Here is a 15836-nt window from a genome sequence, read left to right on the forward strand (position 1 = left end):
GGGTAGGGGAGTTACCGAATCATTCCTCTGACGTAGTACCTTGTCTACCGAAAAGCGGTAGGGAGAGGCAGAAGGTCGAGGTGCCATTCTGCGAACTGACCGCGACGTCTCCACCATGAGCCTGGATGATCGAGCGAGTGATGGCGAGTCCGAGCCCAGCACCCTCACCATGGTGGCTGCGGATGTTGTCGGCGCGATGGAAGCGCTCGAACAGCCGTGGGAGCTGGTCGGGGGGGATGGTGTCGCCAGTGTTGCGTACCGTGAGTAGGGCCACATCGGCACGCGGTTCGATCTCGATTGCAATGTTGCCACCGGCGGGGGTGTGGCGGAGCGCATTGGAAAGCAGGTTGGCGACAGCCCGGCGTAGCATCAGGCGGTCGCCGGTAACGGTAGCTGAACCGGTGGCCTGCATCTCGACCTGCTTCTCTTCGGCAAGGGCTTCGTAGAATTCCAGCAGGGCGGCCACCTCCTGCTGCAGGTGAACCGACTCGGCAGGATTGGGCAGAAGCCCGTGGTCGGCCTTGGCCAGGAACAGCATGTCGGCAATCATTCGGGCCAGACGCTCCAGCTCCTCCAGGTTGGAATGCAGGATATCCCGATATTCCTCTGCGCTGCGTGGCCGGGACAGCACGACCTGAGTCTCGGTGAGCAGGTTCGACACCGGGGTGCGTAGCTCATGGGCGATGTCCGCCGAGAACTCGCTGAGCCGTTGAAAGTCGGCCTCGAGCCTGTTCAGCATACCGTTGAACGCGTTGGCCAGCTTGAGCATTTCCGGAGGCGTGGCTTGCAGATCGAGCCGTTCACCCAGGCGTTCGGCGGAAAGCCGGCTGGCGGTGGCAGTGATCCGCTTGAGTGGAGCCAGGCCTTGGCGGGCGACTAGCCAGCCGAACAAGGCTGTCAGCAGGGCGGCCAGCGCAATGCCTGTCCAGAGATACCGACGGATGTCTTCGAGAAAGTGCGCATGGTGCGTGATATCCAGCCCCAGCAGGACGTGTACGGGAGCAGGTACGGGTAGGGGGAGGTGTAATTGGACTTCATGTCCAATGAATTCATAGCCCGCCACGCTCCAGCGGGCGCTAGGTGAGCTAACGTCGCCATTCTTCACCGGCGCGAGAAATTCCGGCTGGTAAGCGTATAGTACTTGCCCTTCTTCATCGTGGATGGAGACCGACAGCGTGGCATGGCTCGTCAGCACGTCATCGAGATACCGGGGCAGCGCAACCAGTGCGTCGGGGCTATCGACCCGGTCGAGCAGGTTGTCGATCATATTCAGCTTTGCTGTCAATTCCATCTGATCGATATCGTCGAAGTGGCCCCGAATCAGGTGCTCGAGCGAGAGCCCAAGCAGCAGCAGCAGGCCTGCTACCAGCAGCGAGAAGAGTGTGGCGAGTCGAGTCGTCAGGGAGAGCGGAAAGAGAGTCATTGGCTATTCCCTGACTCCAGTACGTATCCCATGCCGCGTACGGTCCGGATCAGCTTGTCGGGATAGGGGCCATCGACCTTGGCGCGCAGCCGCCTGACGGCAACGTCGATGACGTTGGTATCGCTGTCGAAGTTCATGTCCCACACCAGTGAGGCGATCAGTGAGCGAGGCAGGACTTCTCCTTGGCGGCGAATCAAGAGCTCGAGGAGAGCGAATTCCTTGGCGGTGAGCTCGATACGCTCGCCGGCTCGGGTGACTCGCCGTCGCAGCAGATCGAGCTCAAGGTCAGCGGCGCGGAACACTTCCGGCTCGCGTGCCTTGCCGCGCCGAAGCAATGAGCGGATCCGTGCCAGCAGCTCCGAGAAGGCGAACGGTTTGATCAGATAGTCGTCGGCCCCAAGCTCGAGCCCGCGCACCCGGTCGTCGACGTCGTCCCGGGCCGTCAGAAAGAGCACAGGTACGTCCTGTCCGGATCGGCGCACCATCTGCAGAATGCTCCAGCCGTCCAGTCCCGGCAGCATCACGTCGAGAAGCAATAGGTCATAGTCTTCGTTCTGGGCCAGGTGCAGTCCATCCAGGCCATCACGCGCCAGATCGACGACAAAACCGGCTTCTCGCAGCCCCTGCGCCAGATAGTCACCGGTTTTTGGCTCATCCTCTACGATCAATATCTTCATAAAGCCTCCGTCCTGCTCCGGTCGAAAATGACAAAAATGTCATTTTCGAGTCAGCTTCCTGTCCTCTACGGCTACGTACTATGCCCACATGAATAAGCAACAAGGGAGGTGAGTAGGCAGGGTCGTTACTCTATCACGTCTGCAGTTTGTGGTAATAGTCCTGTTGGCTGGAAAGCAGTTCTAGCAAAGTTTTCCATTAAAAGTGAGGTGTATCATGTTTAAGAAAATTGCTCTTGCCGCTGCCGTTATCAGCATGTTCTCAGTGCCAGCCTTTGCCAATTTTGGTGCGGCAAATGGGAATGTTCTCCAGGAGGGTAGTACAGCCAGTACGATCATTAACTCTGGGCAACCTCATGATTATCAGATAAATCTGGATCAGCCAGCAACGGTCAGGGTCGCAAGCAGCCACTTTCCGGGTACGCATTCCATACTGCCGATGAAAGCCAAGTTGGTCGATGCTCAGGGTAACACGGTGAAGGAGGTGAGATCTTCCGGAAGCGATTTTGAAATTAAAGAAGCTTTGTCGGCTGGCCAGTATCGTTTGATCGTGTCAGGGAGTTCAGCTCCCGGCGGGGATAGCTGGGACGTTCATCGCTATAGCTTGCATGTCGCCTTTCAATAATCTGGTGACAGAACATTGAAAAATATGACTGGCCGGCGCGAGTCGGCCAGTTGGGTAAACAATGTCGAGTAATTTGATTAACGCTTGGCAAAACATAATGGAGCGTTGTTCTTGCAGCAGCGCTCTGGCGAGCGCGGGGTGGCTCATGGGAATTCGATTACCAATGGTGCTCGCAGTGATGCTGAGCACAGCGTTTTTGTTGCCTCTCCCGGCGTTGTCGGGGCCGGTATTGTCGCTCAGTGAAGCGGAGCGACTTGCCCGTAGCAATGATCCTGCCGCGCTGCGCTATCAGGAGTTGGCTGAGGCTCGCCGCGAGGCAGCCATCTCAGCCAGCCAGCTCCCCGACCCGTCGCTGATCATGGAAGTTATGGACGTGGCCCGGGATGGTTTTTCTCTCGAAGACGACACCATGACTCAACTTCGCGTTGGAGTAAGACAGATGTTTCCCCGAGGCGACAGCCGCCGACTGGCCAGTGAGCGCGAATCGGCCATGGCCCAGGCAGAAGCGGCGCGTAGCAGCAATGCGGAACGGGTTGCCGTACGTGCCGTGCGGCGTGCGTATCTGATGCTCTTCGAACAGCGCGCCATCCTCGACGTGCTGGAGAAGAGCCAACCCTTGTTCGAGGACTTGCATGACATCACCGAACGCGAGTTCGCTTCGGGTTTCGCCGACCAGCAGGACCTGCTGCGCGCCGAGCTGGAGCTGAGCCGACTGCATGACCGCGTATTAAGTGTCCAGGCGCTGGAATCGGCGGCCCTGGCTCAGCTTGCCCGCTGGGTTGGCCAGGAAGCCATCTCGCGCCCCTTGCCCCTCGACCTGCCCGAGCTGGCCGAACCGACAGGAACGTTGCTGGCACATCCACTGCTGAGTGCCGAACAGGCCGTTATCGATGCTGGCATCCATGACGTCGAGCTGGCGCGTCAAGGCTACAAGCCGCAGTGGACGCTCGAGCTGACCTACGGTACGCCAACGGAGCGGGGCATGGGCATGCCGGACCGCATGTCGGCGATGGTCATGGTCGACCTCCCGCTCTTTACACGCCAGCGCCAGGATCGTGATCTATCGGCCAGCGTGCATCGACGTGAGGCCGCACAGTATGCCTGGGATGAGCAGGCCCGCGAGCTGCAGCGCCAACTGGGGGAGACTCAAGCCAGGTGGCAGCAACTGAACGAACGTGAGCGTCGTTATGCGGAGCATCTCCTCCCGCAGGCCCGTGAGAACGCCGAAGCCGCCGAACATGGATATCGCAACCGTACGACAGATTTCAATTCGCTCGTGCGCGCTCGCCTCACTGAGTTGGAAACGCGCATTGAGGCAGTGCGCATCGGCACGCAGCGTCGCCTTGAGCAGGTGGATCTGCTCTATGTGTTGGGAGAAAACGCATGAAGACATTGGCGGTCATCGCCCTGCTTGGTATGGGGGCGGCAGCGGGAGCTGCTGCCATGAACTACTGGCAGGATTCGTCGACGCATGGCATTGCCGCGGCTGAAGCGTCCAGCGAAGGGCGCGAAATCCTCTATTATCGCCATCCTCATAACCCTTCGGTCACGTCTCCCGAGCCGCGTAAGGACGAAATGGGCATGGACTTCATAGCGATCTACGCGGGCGGCGCTGACGCGGCGACCCCCGGTACGGTTAGCATCAGCCCAGCGGTACAGCAGAACATGAACGTGCGCATCGGCTCGGTAGCGCGCGGTGACCTGGTTCGGCAGATCGAGACGGTAGGCTTCGTCGACTACGACGAGTCGAGCCTGAGTCACGTGCACCTGCGCACCCAGGGCTGGATCGAGGACCTCAGCGTACGTACCACGGGCGAGCGGGTCGAGGCGGGCCAACTGCTGTTCCGTGTCTACTCTCCGGAACTCGTCAATGCCCAGGAAGAGCTGTTGCACATCGTGCGACGAGGCGGTAACGCCGCGCCGGCGCGTGAGCGCCTGAGAGCGTTGGGCGTCGGCGCCGCCGAGATAACCGAGATCGAGCGAGCGGGCGAGCCGCGCCGGCTGGTGTCGGTGCGGGCCGACCAGGGCGGTGTCGTGGAGGCCCTCAACGTACGCGAGGGTATGTTTGTCACGCCGGGTACCGAGGTCATGACCATAGCCGATCTCTCGCGTGTGTGGGTCATCGCCGATCTGTTCGAGCACCAAGTGGATGCCGTATCGCGCGGCGATGCCGCCCAGGTGCAACTGCCCTTCCGCCCCGGTGAGCTCTTGACGGGCAGGGTCGACTACATCTATCCGAGCCTGAGCAGCCCGACCCGAACCGTGCAGGTGCGCCTGGCCTTCGACAACCCTGGAGAGCGGCTGAAGCCGGGCATGTACGCTGATGTCTACCTGGCGCCACGCCCGCTGCAGGGAGTGCTGTACCTGCCCGCCGAGGCCGTGATTCGCACCGGCAGACAGGATCGCGTCATCCTGGCGCTGGGCGAAGGGCGCTTCCAGGCCCGCGAAGTGCAGGTTGGACGTCGTGCCAACGGCGACCTCGAGATCATCGAAGGCCTCAAGGAGGGAGAGCGTGTCGTACTCTCCGGCCACTTCCTGCTCGACTCCGAGGCGGCAGCCAGCGCCGAGCTCGGCCGCATGAACGAAGCGGTGGAGGAGGGCACCGGCGAGGAGGTCTGGGCCGCCGGCCGCCTGCTCGCCATCGATGCCGAGTCCCGCCAGCTGCATGTCGACCACGCGCCGATTCCGCAGCTCGGCTGGCCCGCCATGAGCATGGACTTTGCCGCGGCCGACGACCTCGAACTCGATGGGCTGCGCGACGATATGGCGATGCGCTTCCGCATGCGTGAGCGAGAGGAATTCGTCTATGAGATCACCGCCATCGAACCCCTGGCTCACGACCACTGAGGAGTCGCAACATGATCGAAAGGATCATCGAGTGGTCGTTGCAGAATCGTCTGCTGGTGCTCTTGGCGACTGCCATCTTCGTTGTCTGGGGAGTTTTCATGGGCCGACAGATGCCCTTGGATGCGATCCCGGACCTGTCCGACGTCCAGGTGATCGTCAAGACCAGCTATCCCGGCCAGGCACCCCAGGTGATTGAGGATCAGGTGACCTACCCGCTGTCGACGGCGATGCTGGCCGTGCCCAAGGCGAGGGACGTCCGTGGTTTCTCCATGTTCGGCGACTCCTATGTCTACGTGCTATTCGAGGACGGCACCGACCCCTACTGGGCCCGCTCCCGCGTGCTGGAGTACCTGAGCCAGGTGGCACCCAGCATGCCGGAGGGCGCACAGCCTGCCCTGGGGCCCGATGCGACGGGAGTTGGCTGGGTCTACCAGTACGCCCTGGTCGACCGCAGCGGAGAGCTCGACCTGGCGGACCTGCGCTCGCTGCAGGATTGGTTCCTCAAGTACGAGCTGCAATCCGTGGCCGGGGTCTCCGAGGTCGCCACGCTGGGCGGAATGGTCAGGCAGTACCAGGTGGTGTTGGACCCCAATCGGGCGCGAGCCTACGGTTTGACCCTGGCGGGGATTCGCTCCGCCATCTCGGGGGCGAACCGTGAAGCGGGCGGTTCCGTGATCGAGATGAGCGAAGCGGAGTATATGGTCCGTTCGCGGGGGTATCTGACCGGCATCGAGGAACTCCGTCTGGTGCCCGTCGGCCTGGGCAACGACGGCACGCCGGTGTTGCTCGAAGACGTGGCCGAGATCCGCGTCGGCCCCGCGGCCCGGCGCGGCATCGCCGAGCTGAATGGCGAGGGAGAAGTCGTGGGTGCCTTGGTCGTCATGCGCCATGGCGAGAATGCGCTGGCCACCATCGAGCGCGTGAAGGCGCGCCTTGATGAGCTGCGCGCGAGCCTGCCGCAAGGCGTCGAGATCGTGGAGACCTACGATCGTTCGGTACTGATCCAGGAGTCCGTGGACAACCTGACGGTCAAGCTGCTGCAGGAATTTGCGATCATCGCGCTGGTCTGTGTCGTCTTCCTGCTGCACTTTCGCTCGGCCCTGGTGGCCATCGTGGCCTTGCCGATTGGCATCCTGGCGGCATTGATGATCATGCAGGCCAAGGGCATCAACGCCAATATCATGTCGCTCGGGGGCATCGCCGTGACGATCGGTGCCATGGTGGATGCCGCCATCGTCATGGTGGAGAACCTGCACAAGCGGCTGGAAAAGGCTCCGCCGGGCGAGGACCGCTGGCACACCGTGGCCGAGGCGGCCAAGGAGACGGGCCGGCCGATCTTCTTCGCGCTGCTGATCATCGTGGCCAGCTTCCTGCCCCTTTTCACCTTGCAAGGCCAGGAAGGGCGCATGTTTTCCCCGCTCGCCTTTACCGGTACCTATGCCATGGCGGCAGCGGCCGGGCTGGGTATCACCCTGGTGCCGGTGCTGATGGGCTACCTGGTGCGTGGGCGGATTCGCCCCGAAGCCGCGCATCCGCTCAGCCGCATGTTGATTGCCATCTACCGACCGGGGCTGGATGCGCTGTTGCGCTACCCCTGGGCAACCGTCGTGGCCGCCATACTTCTGGCCGCCAGCGTGATCTATCCGGCCGGTAAGCTGGGCAGCGAGTTCATGCCTCAACTGGACGAAGGCGATCTCATGTACATGCCGTCGCTGGAGCCCGGTGCCTCTATCGGAAAAGTGCGTGAATTCGTGCAGCAGACGAACCGCCTGATCATGTCGGTGCCGGAGGTCGAACGCGTCTTCGGCAAGGCGGGGCGCGCCGACACCGCGACCGACCCGGCGCCGATCGGCATGCTGGAGACCGTTATCCGTTTCAAGCCTCGTGACCAGTGGCGCGAGGGGATGACCAAGGACGACATCATCCGCGAGCTGGACGAGACGGTCAGCTTTCCGGGGGTAGCGAACGTCTGGGTACCGCCGATCAAGACACGCATCGACATGCTCTCGACCGGCATTCGCTCGCCGGTAGGCATCAAGGTGGCCGGCTCCGATCTGGGGGAGATCGAACGCATCGGTCGCGAGATTGAACGGGTGCTGCAGAATGTGCCGGGTACGGCATCGGCTTATGCCGATCGCACTGCGGGCGGGCGTTACGTCGAAGTGGATATCGACCGACGTGCCGCCGCACGCCATGGCGTCAATGTCAGTGACTTGCAGGCCATCATCCAGACCGCAGTCGGGGGGATGAACGTCAGCGAAACCGTCGAGGGCCTCGAGCGCTATCCCATCAATTTGCGCTACCCCCAGGACTGGCGCGACTCTCTCGAGCGCTTGCGCGACCTGCCGGTGATCACCTCGACCGGGGCCTACCTGCCGCTTCAGGCGCTGGCGCAGGTCGATATCGTCGACGGACCCGCCATGATTCGAACGGAGAACGCCCGACTCAATGGCTGGGTGGTGGTCGACATCCGCGGGCGCGATATCGGCAGCTACGTGGACGAGGCGCGCCAGAAAGTGATGGAACAGGTCACGTTGCCGGCGGGGTATTCGGTGACCTGGTCAGGGCAGTACGAGTACATGGAGCGAGCCAAGGAGCGGCTTCAGTGGGTGGTTCCGGTGACCATCGTGCTGATCTTCCTGCTGCTCTACCTGTGCTTCCGCAATGCCGCCGAGACTTTCATGCTGATGGGATCGCTGCCTTTCGCCGCCGTCGGTGGAGTGTGGCTGCTGCACTGGCTGGCCTACGACGTCTCGGTGGCCGTAGCGGCAGGCTTCATCCTGCTGATCGGGCTGGCGGCGGAGTTCGCCGTGGTGATGCTGATGTATGTCAAAGGGGCGGTGGAGCAGCGCCAGCCTCGCTCTCGTGGTGAACTACGCGAAGCAATTATCGAAGGTGCCGTCATGCGCGTGCGCCCCAAGGCCATGACGTCACTGACAGTCGTGCTGGGTCTGAGCCCGCTGCTGCTGGATTCCGGCCCCGGCTCCGAGGCCATGCAGCGGATTGCTACCCCTGTCGTTGGCGGCATGATCTCCGCTCCACTGGTATCGCTGCTGCTCATTCCCGTTCTCTATTGGCTCTGGCAACGCAGGCGGTTTCCCGAAACCGTTCCACACAAAGCCGAGCGCACTGCCATGACTCTTGAAGGAAGCCACTAAGATGAAAAACTTCATGCGGTATACGACCGTCGCAACGAGCCTGCTCCTGGCCGGGCTGGCCGTCGCGAGCGATGAACATGGGCATGGCGACATGGCGATGAATGGGCAGCAGGTGATGCGCACAGCGGAGGGCGTCGGTACGGTACAGTCGGTGGCCGATGATGGCGCCAGCGTCACGTTGGCTCATGAGCCTATTGCCGAGCTGCGCTGGCCGGCCATGACCATGGCGATCGCCTTGGCGGACCCAGTGCTGGCCGGGCAGGTCAAGGTGGAGGATCGGGTACGCTTCGTGCTGCGCCAGGTTGGCGAGACCGCTTACGAGATCGTCTCGCTCGAGGCCGTCGACTGAGTCGTCGCTGCGCATGCCTCGGTAGCGTCAGCAAGAAAGCCGCACCGCTCTCCGGGGAGAGCGGTGCGGCTCATTCAGGCAACGACCCGACCAGACCCAGCGCCACACAGAGGCGCACCAGCTCGGCGAGACTACCGGCACCCAATTCCTTCATCGCTCGTAGCCGATAAACTTCAACGGTCTTGGCACTGACGTCGAGCCGCGCTGCGATTTCCCGGCTGGTCAGACCTTCGGCGACGAGTACCACTATTTCGCGTTCCTTGGGGCGCAGAGCGTCATAACGCTCGCGCAGGGCATCGAGCCGCTCGCGTATCACCCGCTGGTGCTGATGCTCGGCCAGTGCTTGCTGTACGGCGTCGATCAGTTGCTGGTGATTGAACGGCTTCTCGATGAAATCGAAGGCGCCGGATTTGAGCGCGGCGACGGCCATGGGCACGTCGCCGTGGCCGGTCATGAAGATCACCGGCACGGTGGTGCCGCGCTCGTTGAGCCGTTGCTGCACCTGCAGGCCGGAGAGCCCCGGCATGCGTACGTCCAGCAGCACGGCGTCGAAGGCGTCCGGATTGGCGGCGAGGAACGCCTCGCCATCGGCGAAGGCGCAGGTAGCCAGACCCACGGAGTCGAGCAGCCAGGCCAGCGAGTCGCGCAGTGCCTCGTCGTCGTCGACCACGGCGATACAAGGAGGGGTAGGCTCGGTCACGGCTGGCTCCGGGGCGGTACGCGGCGATGGGCCGGTGGCGGTTCGGTTGGCAGTGTACCCGCAAAGGTGGCGCCCTCGGAACCGTCGGCCAGTTCCAGGCTGCCGCCCATGGCTTCCATCAATGAGCGACTGATGGCGAGCCCCATGCCCAGCCCCTCCTGGCGGCTTGAGTGGAAGGGAGCGAAGATCGCCTGAGCCTCGGCCTCGCTGACGCCAGGCCCCTGGTCGTTGACGCTGAAGGTCACTTCGCGGGGCCCGCTCTGGTGAGCGCGAACCGCCACCCGTGCCGCTCCGGGGTGCTCGCGGCTCGCCTCCAGCGCGTTGAGCAATAAATTGACCAGCACCTGCTCCAAGGCAATGGGATCGGCCAAAACGCGCGGCAATGCTTCCGGCAGCTCGTGCTCGAGACCAATGCCTGCCTGCTGGTACTGCCATTCGCACAGGCGGCAGGCGGCGTCGACCGCGTCGAGCAGCACGACCGGGCGCGGCCGGGTCTGCCCCTTGCGCACGAAGGCGCGAATGTGGCGCAGGCGCTCGCCGAGCCGCTGCACCTGCTCGTCGATGCGTGTGAGCGGTAGGGTCAGGTCTCTGGCGGGGCGTTCCGGGTCGGCCGCGAGCTGCATCAGCGCCCCGCTGGCATAGTTGCCGATGGCACCCAGCGGCTGGTTGAGTTCATGAGCGATATTGGAGGCCAGCTCACCGGTCGTCGCCAGGCGGTTGGCGTGGGCGATCTGCTCCTGGTGGCGCCGGGCCTGGGCCTCGGCGGCCTTGCGCAGGCCGATGTCGCGGTTGAGCAGCGAAAGGTGGTCGGGTTCGGCCCCCGGGCCGCGGTGGGCCAGTACCACGCTGAGCACCGGTACCGCCCCCCGGGGCCCTGGCATCTCCAGCTCGCCGCTCCAGGAGCCGTAGCGGGCCACGGCGGGCAACACGATCTCGCGCAGAATGGTCAGTGACGCCGGCGTATAGGCCCGCTCGAGCCCAGCATCGAGCCCTTCGCGCGGCAGGCCCAGCAGCCTTCTGGCCGCCTCGTTGGAGTAGAACAGCCGCTCGTCGCCATCGCAGAACAGCACGTAGTCGGTGGTCGATTCCACCACTCTGGCCAGGCGCTCGCGGTTGGCCTCGGCATGAATGCGTCGACCCACGTCGCGCGACACACAGAGCACGTCGATCAGCTCGCCGCTGGCCGGGTCGCGGCGCGTGCGGCTGGTGGTTTCGAACCACACGTAGCGGCCGCTCTTGGCGCGGAAGCGGTAGGTCTGCTGGTAGAAGCCGTCGTGGTAGTAGACCCGCGGAGACTTGTTGAGCAGGTCGGCAAGATCGGACGGGTGGAACAGGTCGTAGGCCGAGACGCCGATCAGTTCCTCCGGTTCGTAGCCGAGCAGTTCGCGGGCGGCCTGGGAGGCATAGAGAAAGGTGCCGTCGCGGGCATGGCGCGAGATCAGGTCGGTTGTACTCTCGGCCAGCCACTGATAGTGGCGCTTCTCCTCGTCGAGCTCGGCGATCCTCGTTTCAAACTCTTTTTCTCTTAGCTCAAGCGCGGCACTGCGGGCCTCGAGCTCGGCCAGGCGTGCGCGCAGCGCCTCGATCTCGCTTGCCATCAGCGCGCCGGATCCACCCGGCCGCCCAGCGAGGCGTTGCGCCGGAACCAGCCGGCGATGCTGGCCCGTGGCAGGCGGGTCGGCAGCACCTCGTGGGGCACGTTTTCGGAGAGAAAGCAGGCGAAGTTGCCGGCTTCGGGACGCACCCGGGCCACTTCCCGCTCAGGATCGTCGGTAGCAAAGATCGCCATCTCGCCGCCTCCATCCGTCGGCCAGTCGGGATTGAGGTAACCCACCGTGGAGACGACCCGGTTGGCGCGACCGCGAAAGCTGTCCAGATGCTTCTTGTAGAAGGCTCCGGGCGGGTAGTGGGCGAAGTGGGCCTCGTATTCGAATAGCCCCAGGTACAGCGCCTGGTTCAGCTCGTTCTGCAGCTCGCCCATGGCTTCGAGATAGCGGCGCTGGGCCAGGCTTTCACGGTCGAGCCAGCGGATGGCATCGCCGCGGATGTCGCGGCGCAGCTGGTGCTCGTCGCCGCGACCGATGCCGGCGGCGGCCAGGATGTCGTGATCGGCCATCTCCGAAAGCTCCCGGTACAGGTCATGGCACAGCTCCGGGTCGAGAAAGCCTTCGCCGATGTACCAGCCCTGTTCCACCAGGGCGTCGACCAACTGAGGCAGGGCGCTGGCCGCGAAGGCCGGTCGGGTGAGCAGCGACATGGACGAGGCAGGATCTCCGGGGCAGGCACTCAGGAAAGACGCGTCTCGGTTTTCGAGCTGCGCAGCAGGCGTTCGGGAAAATAGCATAGCCGACCGTGTGGTGGCTCATTGAACAGGCTGACGGGACGCTCGAATCCTTCGGCCAGCAGCTCCACCAGCATCATCGCCGAGAGGCCCCAGATCACCTGACCCTGGGTATGGTAGCTGGGCACGTAGTGGGGGCGGCCGTTGACCGGAATCACGTCGGTGTGGTGGCGGCGATCCTCGAGGAAGAGCTCGAGCGGCACCTCGAAGATGGCATCCAGCTCGGTGGGATCGGGCACGAGCGGCAGGTCGGGCGGAATCAGGCCCACATAGGGCGTGACCAGGATGCCGTGCAGCGAGATCACGTCCGACAGGCGGCCGAGCAGCTCGACCCGCTCCGGCGGCAGGGCGATCTCCTCTTCGGACTCACGCAGGGCGGTGAACAGCAGGTCGCGGTCCTCCTCCTCGCGTTTGCCGCCGGGGAACGCTACCTGGCCGCTGTGAGTCGTGAGGTGGCCCGCCCGGCGGGTGAACAGCAGCGTCGGCTCGGGGCGGTCGACGATCGGCAACAACACCGCGGCCTGGGGCATGTCGAGGCGCAGGCGGCGCGGAGCGTGCGCTTGCAGGCGCTGGCGAAGTTTCTCTAACATGGGGTTTCCATCGGCTTTGCTTCCTTCTACCCGGGGGCCTTCGCCGACGTCAAGCCTGCCAGGGAGACCCATGAACTTCTGCAGCCACTGCGGCCAACCCGTGCGCTTCGCGATCCCGGCAGGGGACGACCGGCCCAGGTACCTGTGCGACGCCTGCGGCTCGATCCACTATCAGAACCCGCGCATCGTGGCGGGCACTCTGCCGGTGAGCGGCTCGCGGATCCTGCTCTGCCGCCGGGCGATCTCACCGCGCAAGGGTTTCTGGACCCTGCCGGCGGGGTTCATGGAGAACGCCGAGACCACCATCGAGGCCGCTGCTCGTGAAACTCGCGAGGAGGCTTGCGCCGAGGTCGAAATCCATGGGCTCTATACCCTGATCAACCTGCCGCACATCAACCAGGTCTACATGATCTTTCGCGCCGACCTCGCCGGCAGCTTCTCCGCCGGCCCCGAGAGCCTGGAGGTGGCGCTGTTCGAGGAGCACGAGATCCCCTGGGACGAGTTGGCTTTTCCCACCATCGAGCGCACCCTGCGCCATTTCTATGCCGACCGCGGCGACGGCCACTATCCCCTGCATATCAGCGATATTACTGCCGAAGATCGCGAACGCTACTTTGGTTCGGCATGATCGTGGCTCGGCCTGATGGGCAATCGATGAGGGACGGGTAACATGGACAAGTTCGAGCTGAAGCTGGATCAGGCGGCGCGTGCGGCCTGGCTCTCCTACGTGGGGGGGCGGACCCAGGACGAGATCGCCACCCAGCTCGGGGTGTCGCGCCCCGGTGTGCAGCGGCTGTTGGCCCTGGCGCGTCAGGAGGGGCTGGTCAAGGTGCACATCGATCATCCGCTGGCCAATTGCATGGTCATGTCGGATAGCCTCCTCAAGCGCTTCGGACTCGAGTTCTGCGACGTGGTGCCGGCCGACCCGGAAGCCCCCGAGAGCAGCGCCCACTATCTGGCAGTGGCAGGGGCGGAGCGGCTGGCCCGGCTGATCGAGCGCTCCGAACCCTTGACCCTGTCCTTGGGCACCGGGCGCTCGGTGCGGGCTACGGTGGAGGCGCTCAGCCGCATCGAGCGACCCCAGCACCGCTTCGTCTCGCTGGTGGGCAACGTTGCCCGCGACGGATCCGCCAACCGCTACGACGGGGTGATGGTGCTGGCCGACAAGACCGGCGGCGAGCGCTTCCTGCTGCCAGCGCCGGTGGTGGCTGGCTCGGTGGAGGAGAAGGAGGCAATGCTCGGTCAGCGCCTGTTCCAGGCCATCGTCGAGGTCGCCAAGGATGCCGAGGCGGCCTACATCGGGGTAGGGCGCATCGATCGCCAGGCCACCCTGTTCCAAGATCACTTCATCAGTGAAGCCGAGCTCGACGAGTTGCTCTCGCGCAATGCCGTGGGCGAGTTGCTCGGCTGGCCCCTCGACCGCAACGGCGCCGTCATCGAGTGCTCGATCACTCGGCGCGTCACCAGTCTCCCGCTGACGATGTTTCGCAACCAGACCCTGGTTGCGCTTGCTGGCGGTCGCGACAAGGGACCTGCCCTCCTTGCCGCCTTGCGTGGCGGCTGGCTCAAGGGGCTCGTCACCGACGAGAACGCTGCTCGCTATATCCTTGAAAACGAAAGCTAGTCAGTCGCTTACCTCTTTATAGCCTAAAGTCTAAGGGGTTCGTCTTTGCCTTTTTGCTCTGCGTATTCGATCATTTGATCGATGAATGAGTAATTGTTCAAAACAATATCCGGCTTCCAACAACAACGCCCCACGGGGCAAGCCCAGCACAGGAGCACGACATGAAGCTCGCTCACGCCTTTCCCCTGGCCGGCCTGGCCGTTGCCGTCGCCAGCGCGGCCCAGGCCGAGACCATCACCGTGGCCACCGTCAATAACAACGACATGGTCATCATGCAGAGCCTGACCGAGGCCTTCGAGGAGGCCCATCCGGATATCGAGGTCAACTGGGTAGTGCTCGAGGAGAACGTGCTGCGCCAGCGCCTGACCACCGACATCGCCACCGAAGGCGGCCAGTTCGACGTCATGACCATCGGTACCTACGAGGCGCCGATCTGGGCCGAGCGCGGCTGGCTGGTCGCCCTCGAGGATCTGCCCGAGGCGTACCGCGAGGACGACCTGCTCAAGCCGGTGCGCGACGGCCTGAGTCACGAGGGCAAACTCTACGCGCTGCCGTTCTATGCCGAGAGTTCGATGCTTTACTACCGCACCGACCTGTTCGAAGAGGCCGGCATCGAGATGCCCGAGCAGCCGAGCTGGGAGGAGGTACGCGACTGGGCGGCCGAACTGCACGACCCCGACAATGGGTTGGCCGGCATCTGTCTGCGTGGCAAGCCGGGCTGGGGCGAGAACATGGCTTTCGTCTCCACTCTGGTGAATACCTTCGGCGGGCGCTGGTTCGACGAGGAGTGGAACCCGGAGCTCGACTCCCAGGCCTGGCAGGAGGCGATCGGCTTCTACGTCGACCTGCTCGGCAACTATGGCCCGCCGGGGGCCAGTTCCAACGGCTTCAACGAGAACCTGGCGCTGTTCTCGCGCGGCAACTGCGCCATGTGGGTCGATGCCACCTCCGCTGCCGGCAAGCTCTACAATCCGGCCGAGTCGCAGGTCGCCGATCGCCTAGGCTTCGCGCCGGCGCCGGTGGCCGAGACGCCTAAGGGGGCGCACTGGCTGTGGTCGTGGGCATTGGCCATTCCCGCCTCCTCGGAGAAGCAGGACGCCGCCCAGGCCTTCCTGACCTGGGCCACGTCGCAGGAGTACATCGAACTGGTCGGCGAGAGCGAGGGCTGGACCAGCGTGCCGCCCGGCACCCGTGAATCAACCTACGAAAATGAGCGGTACCAGGAGGAGGCGCCCTTCGCCGGCTTCGTCCTCGACGCCATCAACAGCGCCGATCCCACCGATTCGACGCTGGAGCCGAGCCCCTATGTCGGCGTGCAGTTCGTCGGCATCCCCGAGTTCCAGTCGATCGGCACCCAGGTGGGCCAGACCATCGCCTCGGCGCTGACCGGCGATACCAGCGTCGAACAGGCGCTGCAGACGGCCCAGCGCGCCACCGAGCGCACCATGCAACGTGCCGGCTACTGATCCGGTATTCGACTCGCCGCCGGGGAGCCCCCCGGTGGC

Annotated in this window: 14 protein-coding genes; 8 read left to right on the top strand and 6 right to left on the bottom strand. The window is 64.0% G+C overall.

Annotated features, from left to right (window positions below; genetic code table 11):
* Positions 1-19: 19 nt before the first annotated feature.
* Positions 20-1423 (bottom strand): heavy metal sensor histidine kinase, encoded by a 1404-nt coding sequence (locus HNO53_RS06920; RefSeq protein ID WP_209477277.1) that lies wholly within the window; start codon positions 1421-1423, stop codon positions 20-22.
* Entirely contained in the window at positions 1420-2100 is a 681-nt protein-coding gene (locus tag HNO53_RS06925; RefSeq protein ID WP_209477278.1) for a heavy metal response regulator transcription factor, read from the bottom strand. The genes HNO53_RS06920 and HNO53_RS06925 overlap by 4 nt, the downstream gene beginning before the upstream one ends.
* 214 nt (positions 2101-2314) lie before the next feature.
* Here HNO53_RS06925 and HNO53_RS06930 point away from each other — a divergent pair, with 214 nt between their 5' ends.
* The 5 genes from HNO53_RS06930 (at position 2315) to HNO53_RS06950 (ending at position 9076) form a co-directional block, all read left to right on the top strand.
* Positions 2315-2722, top strand: coding sequence for a hypothetical protein (locus HNO53_RS06930; RefSeq protein ID WP_209477280.1), 408 nt, complete (start codon positions 2315-2317; stop codon positions 2720-2722).
* 178 nt (positions 2723-2900) lie between these two features.
* Positions 2901-4109 (top strand): TolC family protein, encoded by a 1209-nt coding sequence (locus tag HNO53_RS06935; protein WP_209477282.1) that lies wholly within the window; start codon positions 2901-2903, stop codon positions 4107-4109.
* Positions 4106-5569, top strand: a complete 1464-nt coding sequence (locus HNO53_RS06940) for an efflux RND transporter periplasmic adaptor subunit (protein ID WP_209477284.1) — start codon at positions 4106-4108, stop codon at positions 5567-5569. Before HNO53_RS06935 ends, HNO53_RS06940 begins: the two co-directional genes overlap by 4 nt.
* 11 nt (positions 5570-5580) lie before the next feature.
* The gene (locus tag HNO53_RS06945; RefSeq protein WP_209477286.1) at positions 5581-8727 is read left to right on the top strand and encodes an efflux RND transporter permease subunit; all 3147 of its coding nucleotides are present in this window, start codon (positions 5581-5583) and stop codon (positions 8725-8727) included.
* A 13-nt stretch (positions 8728-8740) separates the two neighbouring features.
* A complete protein-coding gene (locus HNO53_RS06950) occupies positions 8741-9076 on the top strand; it encodes a copper-binding protein (protein ID WP_209477288.1) in 336 nt (111 codons plus the stop codon).
* A gap of 70 nt (positions 9077-9146) precedes the next feature.
* Here HNO53_RS06950 and HNO53_RS06955 read toward each other — a convergent pair whose 3' ends face one another.
* Genes HNO53_RS06955 through HNO53_RS06970 form a run of 4 tightly spaced genes read right to left on the bottom strand, consistent with a single transcriptional unit; the run spans position 9147 to position 12707 of the window.
* Positions 9147-9776: a response regulator transcription factor gene (locus HNO53_RS06955; RefSeq protein ID WP_209477290.1), complete on the bottom strand. Its 630-nt coding sequence runs from the start codon at positions 9774-9776 to the stop codon at positions 9147-9149.
* Entirely contained in the window at positions 9773-11374 is a 1602-nt protein-coding gene (locus tag HNO53_RS06960; RefSeq protein ID WP_209477292.1) for a PAS domain-containing sensor histidine kinase, read from the bottom strand. The genes HNO53_RS06955 and HNO53_RS06960 overlap by 4 nt, the downstream gene beginning before the upstream one ends.
* A complete protein-coding gene (locus tag HNO53_RS06965) occupies positions 11374-12033 on the bottom strand; it encodes a 2OG-Fe(II) oxygenase (protein ID WP_209477306.1) in 660 nt (219 codons plus the stop codon). Before HNO53_RS06965 ends, HNO53_RS06960 begins: the two co-directional genes overlap by 1 nt.
* A gap of 29 nt (positions 12034-12062) precedes the next feature.
* A complete protein-coding gene (locus tag HNO53_RS06970) occupies positions 12063-12707 on the bottom strand; it encodes a CoA pyrophosphatase (protein ID WP_209477308.1) in 645 nt (214 codons plus the stop codon).
* Positions 12708-12777: 70 nt separating this feature from the next.
* Between HNO53_RS06970 and HNO53_RS06975 the strand changes: the two genes are divergently transcribed.
* The 3 genes from HNO53_RS06975 (at position 12778) to HNO53_RS06985 (ending at position 15797) form a co-directional block, all read left to right on the top strand.
* A complete protein-coding gene (locus HNO53_RS06975; RefSeq protein WP_209477309.1) occupies positions 12778-13335 on the top strand; it encodes an NUDIX hydrolase in 558 nt (185 codons plus the stop codon).
* Positions 13336-13377: 42 nt separating this feature from the next.
* The gene (locus tag HNO53_RS06980) at positions 13378-14331 is read left to right on the top strand and encodes a sugar-binding transcriptional regulator (RefSeq protein WP_209477311.1); all 954 of its coding nucleotides are present in this window, start codon (positions 13378-13380) and stop codon (positions 14329-14331) included.
* A 161-nt stretch (positions 14332-14492) separates the two neighbouring features.
* On the top strand, positions 14493-15797 hold the full coding sequence (locus HNO53_RS06985) for an ABC transporter substrate-binding protein (protein ID WP_209477312.1): 1305 nt from the start codon (positions 14493-14495) through the stop codon (positions 15795-15797).
* The last annotated feature ends 39 nt before the right edge of the window (positions 15798-15836 follow it).

It is taken from the genome of Billgrantia antri, assembly GCF_017868935.1.
In the GTDB taxonomy this organism is placed as follows: Bacteria; Pseudomonadota; Gammaproteobacteria; order Pseudomonadales; family Halomonadaceae; genus Halomonas; species Halomonas antri.